Raw genomic sequence first — 9093 nt, forward strand, 5'->3', positions numbered from 1 at the left:
ACGCTACGAGCGCAAAGCCGAGCACTTCCTGGCCTTCACCAGCATCGCCTGCACCCTCATCTGCTACCGCAGACTCGCCAAATGAGATGACGTCTAAATGCCAGTGCGGAAAATGGGATCGCTGCAGGTGTCATCAACGGAGGGGCACACTTGGGCCCTCCTCGACAGCCGGCTCCGCCGCAGGGCTGAGCGGACCGGTCACCCAAAGCCCAGGTTCTCTCCCCTTGAACGGTGATGCCTTCACCGCGCACATCGACCAAGTCATCCAGGCCGATCACGGTATCGCTGCCGTTCACATCGACGAAGCCCACTACCGTGCGGCACCCCGAATCCCCGTGCCGTTGCCACACCAGGTAGGCCTCATCCCGCGGCAGGCCGCTTGCTTCCAACATCGGGCCGCTGCCGAGGTACTGAGAGCAACTCTGGCCGAGGGTGGCACCGCGGTCCTTGGCCAGGTGTTGTCCGGCATGGGCGGAGTGGGCAAGACGCAGCTGGCCGCTCACTATGCTCGTTTGGCGTGGCAGGCTGGCGAGGTCGACCTCATGGTGTGGATCACCGCCTCCACCCGGTCGGCAGTTCTCGCCGGGTACGCGCAGGCCGCCGCTGACGTGACCGGCATCAATTCATCTGATGTCGAACAGGCTGCCAGTGCCTTCCTGGCCTGGCTTCAGCCAAAGATGCTCGTTCACAAGGGGAGCACTTACCGCCCCGGATCAGGAGACAAGGCGTCGTACCGGTGGTTGGTAGTGCTCGACGATGTCGCGGATCCTGCCGACCTGCGTGGTCTCTGGCCTCCCGCTGACCCACACGGTCCCGTGGTGGTGACTACGCGACGCCGTGACGCTGCGCTCATCAGTGATAATCAACGGCTTGTGCAGGTAGGGCTATTCACAGCGGAGGAGTCCTCCGTATAACTCACGAACCGTCTGGCGGTCCACGGTCGCCGTGACTCTTCCGATCAGCTGAATGCCTCAGCTGCCGACCTTGGCCATCTTCCTCTTGCCCTGGCCCAGGCTGCCGCATATCTCATCGACGCCGACATCGACTGTGCCAGTTACCGGCGACTACTCGCCGACCGCGCTACGACCCTGGTTGATGTCACTCCAGAGCCAAGCGCTTTGCCCGACGATCAGGCTGTCACCCTAGCTGCCGCCTGGGCACTTTCCATCGACCGCGCGGACCGGCTGCGTCCCCGGGGTCTTGCTCGCCCAATGCTGCAGTTAGCCGCCATGCTGGACCCCAACGGCATACCACTCCCCGTTCTGATCAGCGATCCTGTCTTGGCATACCTTGCAGCACGCAGCGTCGGGGACCACGTTGCCGGCCCGCGTTTCCGACCGGAGAAGCGTGACGCGGGAGCACTATCACAGCAACCAGAATGTCCGACCAAGGTCACAACCGCCGAGGCAGTGGGCGCGCTGCGGGCTCTCCACCGCCTCAACCTCGTCGATCACGGCCGAGTGTCTCAGAACCAAGCAGTGAAAGTTCACCAGTTGGTTCAACGAAGCGTCCGCGACCAGCTCGACCCTGCGCGGTATCGCCAAGCCGCCTGGACCGTTGCTGACGCCCTGAGCTCCGTCTGGCCTGGAATTGAACGCGACACGGACTTCGCTGAGGCCTTGCGCGCCAATACTCTCTCACTCACTAGTCACACCGATAACATGATGTGCGAACCACATGTGCACCGTGCGCTGTTTCATCTCGGCACCAGCCTTGGCCGCAACGGTCAGGTCACAGCGGCCCGTGACCACTACCGACAACTAGCTGACATGACCAGTAACTTCCCGGGCCCTGATCACCCGGACACCCTTGCCGTACGACACGATTTCGCCAGATGGAAAGGAGAAGCGGGGGATGCCGCGGGCACCGTCGCTGCTTTCGCTGAACTGCTCCCCGACATGTCGAGTGTGTTGGGACCACACCACCTCCACACCCTGACGACCCGGCACAGCCTCGCCAGATGGACAGGAGACGCGGGAGACGCGCCTGGTGCCGCCACTGCTTTCACCGAACTGCTGCGTGACATGCTGAGGACACCGCACTCAAAAGATGCCGGTAGTGCTCCGGCACGTCACACCATCGCTTACTGGCGCGGAGACCCGGCTGCGATCGATCCGCGCGACCACGGTAGTAGTTCGGACATGGACGCTCCCGCCATCCTGGCCACTCGCCATAGTGTGGCCTATTGGCGAGGTAAAGCAGGGGACGCGACCGGTGCCGCAGTCGCGTTCGCCGCAGTGCTGGCCGATCGGCTACGCGTTCTGGGGCCTGACCATCCTGACACCCTCGCCACTCGGCATAGCTTTGCCCACTGGCGAGGTGAAGCAGGAGAAGTAACCGACGCCGTCGATGACTTCAGGCAGCTACTGGCCGATCGAGTTCGTGTTCTGGGGCCTGACCATCCTCGCACCACAGCAACGGGGCGCGAACTCGCCCACTGGCTCAATGATGCAGACGAGTCACCACTGCGGAAGCCGCGCAATTGACCATCCGAAACCGTTCTGGGAGCACTCTTCTCAAGAACGCACTGGCTGTTCCGCATATTCATGCCGGGATGCGGGACATGGAGCGATGACCGTATCCGAGCGATTCTGAGATCAAGTGGTTCCCGCTCATCTCTTCTCCTCCGTCGGCCGGCTCAGCGCCGGACGCCGCTGAACAAAACCGACTGAGTTCCACCATTCGCTACTACACAGACCCAATAACCCCGGTCAGCCGATGGGGATGACGTAAGCGCGGGCGAAGTGGTGCCGATGTGGCCTCGTGGAGGTGTCCGGCGATGACGTCGTCGGTGCCGGACACCTTCGCGGCAGGGAGCAACGGCTTGGCCGTCGCCGTCGCCCTGGCCCAGGGTGATGGCTGGCTGGACTGCCTGAGGCGCGTTCGGTGTCGTGTCCGTGTCCGGTTCATTGCGGGTGGCGTGGGTGGGGGCGGGCGGTCGCCACGGGGGAGGTCTGGGCGTTGGCTGGGTGGAGCATCTGTCCGGCGGCCAGTTCGCGGTAGATGGGGCTGCTGGTGAGTAGTGCCTGGTGATGTCCTTGGGCGGTGGTGCGGCCGTTGTCCAGTACGACGATCTGGTCGGCGTGCTGGACGGTGGAGAGCCGGTGTGCGATGACCAGCAGGGCGCATTCCTGGGCGACGTCCTTCATCACTGTGTTGAGCGCGGTCTCATTGATGGTGTCGAGGTGGGAGGTGGGCTCGTCGAGCAGGAGGATCGAGGGGCGGGCGAGTAGGGCGCGGGCCAGGGCCACGCGCTGGCGCTCTCCCGCTGACAGGGTGGCGCCGCGTTCGCCGAGCATTCCCGACAAGCCGCCCGGCAGCCGCCGCACGACCCGTTCCAGCTGGGCGAGCTCGACGACGTGTTGCACTTCTGCCTGGGTGGCGTCGGGCGTGGCGTAGGTGATGTTGTCCCAGAGGGTGCCGTGGACGACGTGGGTGTTCTGGTCGACGACGGCGATGCGTGACCGGCATGCGGTGCGGCTCAGTGCGGTGGCGGGCAGGCCGTCGAACAGCAGGGTCCCGGAGTCCGGTTCGTAGAATCTGGCCACGAGGGCGAAGATTGTGCTCTTCCCAGCACCCGACAGGCCGACCAGGGCCGTCTGCTGCCGGTAGGGGACGGTGAACGAGACGCCGCGCAACACCGGCCGGTCCGGGTCGTAGCCGAAGCTGAGATTCCGCAGGGCGAGAGCGGGCTCCTGGTACGAGACGGTCTGCCGGGCCGCCTCGCGCGTGCATGCCCGGACGGCCGGCGTCTCCTGGGAGGGCTCCGCCGGCAGGGACAGCGCCTGCTCGATGCGCTGGTAGGCCCCCATGCCACGCTGGATCAGACCGACCGCCCGGAAGACCGAGGACAGCGGAAGGACCAGGTAGGAGGCATACAGCAGGAAGGCGACCAGGTCGCCGAGCGAGTTGGCGTGGCCGTTGACCCGCAGGCCGCCGATGACCAGGACGATCAGGAAGGAGCCCTGGACGGCGAGTTCGACCGCGGGGCTCATCACGGAGGCGAGTTTCGCGGTCCGTACGCCGGCGCTGTAGGCCGCCTCTACGCGTTCTCCGATGCGGGCCGCTTCACGGTCCTCGGCTCGGTGAACCCGGACCATCGGCAGGGCGCCGAGGGCGCGTTCGAGGTCGGCGGCGATCGCGCCGACGGAGGTCTGCATGTGTTCGGAGGCAGCCCGGATGCCCTTGAGGAGCGAGGCGACAATCACGGCGGCGGTAGCTACGGTGAGGGCGACCAGGAGGAGCAGCAGCGGGTCGATCCATACCATGAGGACGATCGCCCCCGCGGCGACGAGGGCACCGGTCACCAGGTCGACCAGTGCCTGGGAGACGACTTCTCTGAGCAGGGTGGTGTCGGCGGTGACCCGGGAGATCAGGTCGCCGCTGCGGTGCCGGTCGTATTCCTTCATCTCCAGCCGGAGCAGCCGCCCAACCAGGCTGTGGCGCAGCCCTCGTACGACGCCTTCGCCCATGCGCTCCAGGACGAAGCGGCCCACCGCGCCGATCGCCGCTTCGGTGACGAACAGTACGGCCAGGAACAGCAGCAGTGGCCCCAGCACCTGTCCGCGCCCACTCGCGTCCACGACCTGTTTGGCGACGAGCGGCTGAGCAAGCCCCAGAGCGGAGCCGACGAGGGTGAGTACGGTGGCGACGAGGACCGAAGCCCGGTGCCCGGCAGTCAGCCGGTACATGGTGGCGACCGCGGCCCGGGTGGAGCGGTCCCCCTCGACCGCCGGCTGCGCCTGATCCACGACGGTGTCGGTCATCGGCCCCATCGGCTCCCGGGAGCGACCGTGATGAGCCGGGTGAAGTAGTCGTCGGGTACACCCTCGTCCACGGGGCGGCCGTCCGCCTCGATCCAGGCGTGCGCCGTGAACGGCGGCACCACGCGCACCCCGGTGCACCAAGTCGGCCAGCTCCCTCCCAGGCGGCACAGCAGCGCGGCTCCCAGAGACCGGGGCAGGCAGCCTTTCGGCCCGGCGCAGCGCAGGCTCACCGCGCACATAGCGTCCCGTGCGTTCTTCGCCTGTTCGGCCGTGGCCGGCGTGGCTCCGCGACATGCGAGATGGAGCACAGCGCGGATCCGGCGGGGCGGCAGGAGTGAGAACACGAGGGCGGGGATCAGGACGAGACGGGCGGCCAGGCGCCGAGCGAAGGGCACGCCGGTGGGCCGCTCCAGGGCGCTGGGCGTCGTCATTCGGCCAGCCCCGAGGCCCGCAGTTGCTGTACGAGGGCGTCGACGTCCTGCTTCGCCTGGGCGAGGTCGATGTCGAACTCATCGGTGAGCGCGGCGACCGCGGCGGCTTCGTCACCGCCCGCCATCAGCGTGTTGACCACCAAGGTGCCGGTCGGATTCAGCTCCCAGTAGTCCCCGGCGCGTTCGTCCAGGAGGACCGTGCCGTAGTCCGTCTCGGCTGTGGAGACATTGGCGCCGAACTTCAATGCCATGCGTGTGCCTTTCTGCTGGGGAACGGTGGTCATGAGGAGGCGGGAGCCTTGGGCCCGGTGGTTCGGTGGAGGCCGCGCAGCCATACTTCGGCGGCGATGGTCGAGTAGAGGATCGCGTCGCGCAGTTCGGGTGTGGCCGGGCGTTGGGCGAGCCGGCGCAGGGCTGCGCCGTCGACCAGTCCGAGCTGTTCCAGCCGGGAGTCCTCCCACAGCGCCAGCAGATCGGCGCGGTGTTCGCGCAGTCCGTTGGATGCGTCCATGGAAGCGGCGGCCTTGTTGGTGCGCCGCAGGCACGCATCGGGCACGATCCCGCTCATGGCAGTGGTCAGGAGGGGTTTGTACTGCCAGGGCGTGACACGCTCGCTCGGGCGCACGGCGAGGCATGCCTCGATGACGCGGTCGTCGAGGAACGGCGAGGCCATCGGTACGCCGGCCCGGGCGGCCATCCTGTCCCACTGGCGGATGATGCGGGTGCAGGAAAGGATTTGTTCGAGGTCGGTGTGCAGGCCGCGGTCCGGGTGCAGCGGTACGGCGGTCACGGCGGCCTCTCGCAGCGCCCCTTGGGCCATCCGTTCGGCGTCGGGGGTGACCCAGTCGAAGAGGCGAGGGGGCATGCCCCAGCCGAGGCTGGTGCTGACCGTGGCGGGTAGTGGGTCTCGCAGGCGGCCGCTGGAGTCGGCCAGCCACTTCCCGTACGGCCGTGAGTCGGCCAGCGCGCGTGCCGTGCCGCCCAGCGGCCACTGCCACAGGGCCCTAAAGCCGCGCAGCTGGCGCAGCGCGAACAGCGGGCGGGTGCGCAGCAGTCGGTGGTAGTACGCCTCGGAGCACCAGGCCACGTGGTCGCCGCCGATGCCGGTCAGGTGCAACCGGCTACCCCGCTCCGCCAGGCCGGGCAGGTGGTGCAGGACCCTTGATCGGTCCATGACACCGATGGTCGGTTCGTCCAGCAGGTCATCGATGCCGAGCAGGCCGGTGTAGACGAGCGGCGAGGCGTCGGCGTCCCAGACCACATGGTCGATGTCAGACATCGACCGGGCGGCCTGTTCGGCCCAGTACAGATCGGTGTCGGCGGGGTCACGACCAGGCCAGGTGCTGGCCACAACCCGGGCCGGTGAGCGATCCGCCAGGAAGCAGATGGAGGTGGAATCCAGGCCGCCTGAGAGGTCGCAGCTGACTACGCCACCCTGCCGGGTGCGGGCGTCGACCGCCGCGGCCAGGGCTTCGCGGACGAGGGGGGCGCCGTCGGCGAGCGTGCGTACCGGTTCCGGCGGTGTCCACCAGCGCGAGTGGCGTACGGTCCGGCCGTCCGGCGAGACGATCAGCGCGTCCTGGGGGGACACGGCGGTGATGCCTCGCCACATGGGTGCCTCGGCGAGTGGATGGGGAACCGGCCACAGCAGCCGGACGGCCAGTTGCTCCTCGTCCGGGTCGGTGCCGAGCGCCGCGGCGAGTACGTCGGCGCGGCTGGCAGCCACCTGTGTTCCGTCAACGGGGGCGTGGAAGACCAGTCGGAGCCCGGAGGCGGTGCCCTGCACCCTGAGCCGCCCGCCGAGCGCGGCGACGAGATGGAAGCTACCGGGAAGGGAGCGGGCCAGGGCGTCGAGCTCGGCAAGATCCCGCAGCCTCCCGGCATGGCGCTCGAGCTCTGCGGCATCGACCGGGCAGCAGCCGATGACGGCGAGGGCCGTGTGGCCGGCCCGTACGGTGACGATCTCCTCATCGTGCCACCGCCCCACCAGCCAGGGCCGGCCCGAAGCGTGCTGCAGGATTCGCGTTCCGGGGTGGGTGAAGGAGCGGGCCACGGCGGCCGCGTCCTCCCGGTCGGTGAAGACCGTGAAGTGCGCGTCGCCGGGGCCCGTCCCCGCACTCTCGTGCAGTTCAGTCATGACGTCGGGTCAGGAACCGTCGCTCGTCAGTTCTTGCTCAGGATGAGACGGTCGTTGCCGGAGCTCTGCAGGAGCCCGGTCTTCTTCCGGAACGTCCCGAGCCGGACCAGCGTCGGCGCCTCGTAAGCCTTCTTCATGACGTCTCCTCACATGCGGTGTCACGACCGCCCCCTGGCCGGCCGGGAACCGGAGACCGGTTCACTGCCGTCCCGTCCAGGCTCATCGGGAGCCCGGAACGAGGAAGCGGGTGTACGCACTAGCTAGGTGCATAGGTGGATGACGCGGCAAGGGCACTAGAGAAAATGGGATGAAATGTAAAATTCTAAAGTGGCCAGAGAGCTGCACTGCGGCTCACAAGGTTCGTCAGAGGTGAAACATTGGGCGAGCGGGGTGCGAGCAAGGACGGAAAAACGATTCGGCCTGTGCATCGAGAAGCAGACGGTGGGCGTGGCGAAGAGGGCGCGCCGACGGGAGCCGGACGGAGCCGCCGGGGCGCACTCCGATCTTGCCGCCGCGCTCCCTTCCACGCTTCTTCTACCTGAATGGCTGGATGCTGCCGCCGATCTCCATTGCCTCGCAGACGGTCCGAGGCCAGGGGCAGGCCTCTCGAGCGGAAGGAAATGGCGGAGCGGTGGGCTCAGTTGCGCGACGGCGTGGACACCGCGATTGAGATCGCTGTCGAGATGTCTGGTCGCTGGTCAAGCGTGACATCGGCAACCTCGCTGCGGCCGACCTCGGCCAGATCACCCGCGCGGTGAAGCGCAGACTGAAGATGCTGCAGTACCGACCGGAGGCCATCGACGGCTGCCTCGCCGGAACCGACCTGGCCCTGGACCTGTGAGCGTCGGGTCGGCGGACCCGAAATTGGGCGAAGCCCAAAGCTGCTGGTCAGCTACGGTGGCGGCATGACTGACAGCCTGCCTGAGGACGTAGCCGACGTGCTTGACCTCGTCCTGAACCCGGACGAGCCTATTCACGTCGTCCTCCGACGGCAGGTGCCCCAACTCAGGGTGCAATCCTGCTGTGAGTGCGGTTGCGGCACTGCCTACTTCGACCTTGACGCCGACGCGGTGGAGCCCGCGCCAACGGGCCCCGGCACCGTCGTGGCTGCCGACGTGCAGCTGTTCACCGAAACCGGCGAGTGTCCTGGCGAGGTCCTGGTCTTCGCGCAAGGCGGCTACCTCTCATGGCTGGAGGTCTGCTCTTGGAGCGATGACGTCGAGGTGAGTCTCGCCGCGGCGCGGCGCTGGCTACAGCCATCGTCCTGAACCCGAGCCGGTAACAGCCGGCGGTCTCGGACCCTGACGCGGTCCGACAGGTCGCGGGCCTGGAAGGCGGCGTGGTCGTCGCTCCGCTGCCTGGTCAGCCGGGTCACCGTGGCGGGTGACAGGCCGGCCGCGCCGCCGAGGAACTGCTCCAGTGCGGGCACGAAGTCTCCGGACGACAGTCCGTGCAGGTAGAGCAGTGGCAGCACCTCGGAGATCTTCGGCGACTTGCGGCACCACGGCGGCAGGATCTTGGAGGAGAACCGCTTGCGCTCGCCGGTCTGATCGTCGACACGGCGGTCGTTCACCCGCGGGGCCCTGACCTCGCCCGGCCCGGCCGCGGTGACCACGGTGCGGGGCCGGTGACGGCCGTTGCGGACGACCAGTCGCCGCCCATGCTCGTCGGTCTCGGCAGCCAATTCAGCTATGTATTGGTTGACTTCCGCCTCCAAGGCGGCGGCGAGCATCCGGCGGGCGCCCTCGCGAACGATCTC

General features: G+C 67.6%; 7 protein-coding genes and 2 pseudogenes. 3 read left to right on the forward strand and 6 right to left on the reverse strand.

Annotation, left to right across the window (positions count from 1 at the left end; all coding sequences use genetic code 11):
* The first annotated feature begins 224 nt into the window (after positions 1-224).
* Positions 225-914, forward strand: a complete 690-nt coding sequence (locus ACZ6BB_RS41900; protein WP_471620334.1) for a hypothetical protein — start codon at positions 225-227, stop codon at positions 912-914.
* A 204-nt stretch (positions 915-1118) separates the two neighbouring features.
* Positions 1119-2486: a tetratricopeptide repeat protein gene (locus tag ACZ6BB_RS41905; RefSeq protein WP_471620335.1), complete on the forward strand. Its 1368-nt coding sequence runs from the start codon at positions 1119-1121 to the stop codon at positions 2484-2486.
* A gap of 420 nt (positions 2487-2906) precedes the next feature.
* Here ACZ6BB_RS41905 and ACZ6BB_RS41910 read toward each other — a convergent pair whose 3' ends face one another.
* From ACZ6BB_RS41910 to ACZ6BB_RS41930, 5 genes are read right to left on the reverse strand one after another with little or no spacing between them, the layout of a single operon-like run.
* Positions 2907-4766 carry an ABC transporter ATP-binding protein gene (locus ACZ6BB_RS41910; RefSeq protein WP_471620336.1) on the reverse strand — a complete coding sequence of 620 codons (1860 nt, stop codon included), beginning with the start codon at positions 4764-4766 and terminating at the stop codon, positions 2907-2909.
* Positions 4763-5197 (reverse strand): lasso peptide biosynthesis B2 protein, encoded by a 435-nt coding sequence (locus ACZ6BB_RS41915; protein WP_471620337.1) that lies wholly within the window; start codon positions 5195-5197, stop codon positions 4763-4765. Before ACZ6BB_RS41915 ends, ACZ6BB_RS41910 begins: the two co-directional genes overlap by 4 nt.
* A complete protein-coding gene (locus tag ACZ6BB_RS41920; RefSeq protein ID WP_471620338.1) occupies positions 5194-5448 on the reverse strand; it encodes a lasso peptide biosynthesis PqqD family chaperone in 255 nt (84 codons plus the stop codon). Before ACZ6BB_RS41920 ends, ACZ6BB_RS41915 begins: the two co-directional genes overlap by 4 nt.
* Before the next feature lie 29 nt (positions 5449-5477).
* A complete protein-coding gene (locus ACZ6BB_RS41925; RefSeq protein WP_471620339.1) occupies positions 5478-7334 on the reverse strand; it encodes a lasso peptide isopeptide bond-forming cyclase in 1857 nt (618 codons plus the stop codon).
* Between the two features lie 26 nt (positions 7335-7360).
* The gene (locus ACZ6BB_RS41930; protein ID WP_107050258.1) at positions 7361-7471 is read right to left on the reverse strand and encodes a keywimysin-related RiPP; all 111 of its coding nucleotides are present in this window, start codon (positions 7469-7471) and stop codon (positions 7361-7363) included.
* Positions 7472-8019: 548 nt separating this feature from the next.
* On the opposite strand from ACZ6BB_RS41930, the pseudogene ACZ6BB_RS41935 reads away from it, so the two are divergent.
* A pseudogene (locus tag ACZ6BB_RS41935) lies at positions 8020-8175 on the forward strand (IS630 family transposase); the annotation flags it as partial.
* A 471-nt stretch (positions 8176-8646) separates the two neighbouring features.
* On the opposite strand, the pseudogene ACZ6BB_RS41940 reads toward ACZ6BB_RS41935, so the two are convergent.
* A pseudogene (locus tag ACZ6BB_RS41940) lies at positions 8647-9093 on the reverse strand (transposase); the annotation flags it as partial.

It is taken from the genome of Streptomyces sp. NPDC041108, from assembly GCF_055592645.1.

Coding starts and splice junctions, on each gene's coding strand:
- ACZ6BB_RS41910 (WP_471620336.1), bottom strand. CDS start 4,766: ATGACCGACACCGTCGTGGATCAGGCGCAGCCGGCGGTCGAGGGGGAC.
- ACZ6BB_RS41925 (WP_471620339.1), bottom strand. CDS start 7,334: ATGACTGAACTGCACGAGAGTGCGGGGACGGGCCCCGGCGACGCGCAC.
- ACZ6BB_RS41930 (WP_107050258.1), bottom strand. CDS start 7,471: ATGAAGAAGGCTTACGAGGCGCCGACGCTGGTCCGGCTCGGGACGTTC.
- ACZ6BB_RS41915 (WP_471620337.1), bottom strand. CDS start 5,197: ATGACGACGCCCAGCGCCCTGGAGCGGCCCACCGGCGTGCCCTTCGCT.
- ACZ6BB_RS41920 (WP_471620338.1), bottom strand. CDS start 5,448: ATGGCATTGAAGTTCGGCGCCAATGTCTCCACAGCCGAGACGGACTAC.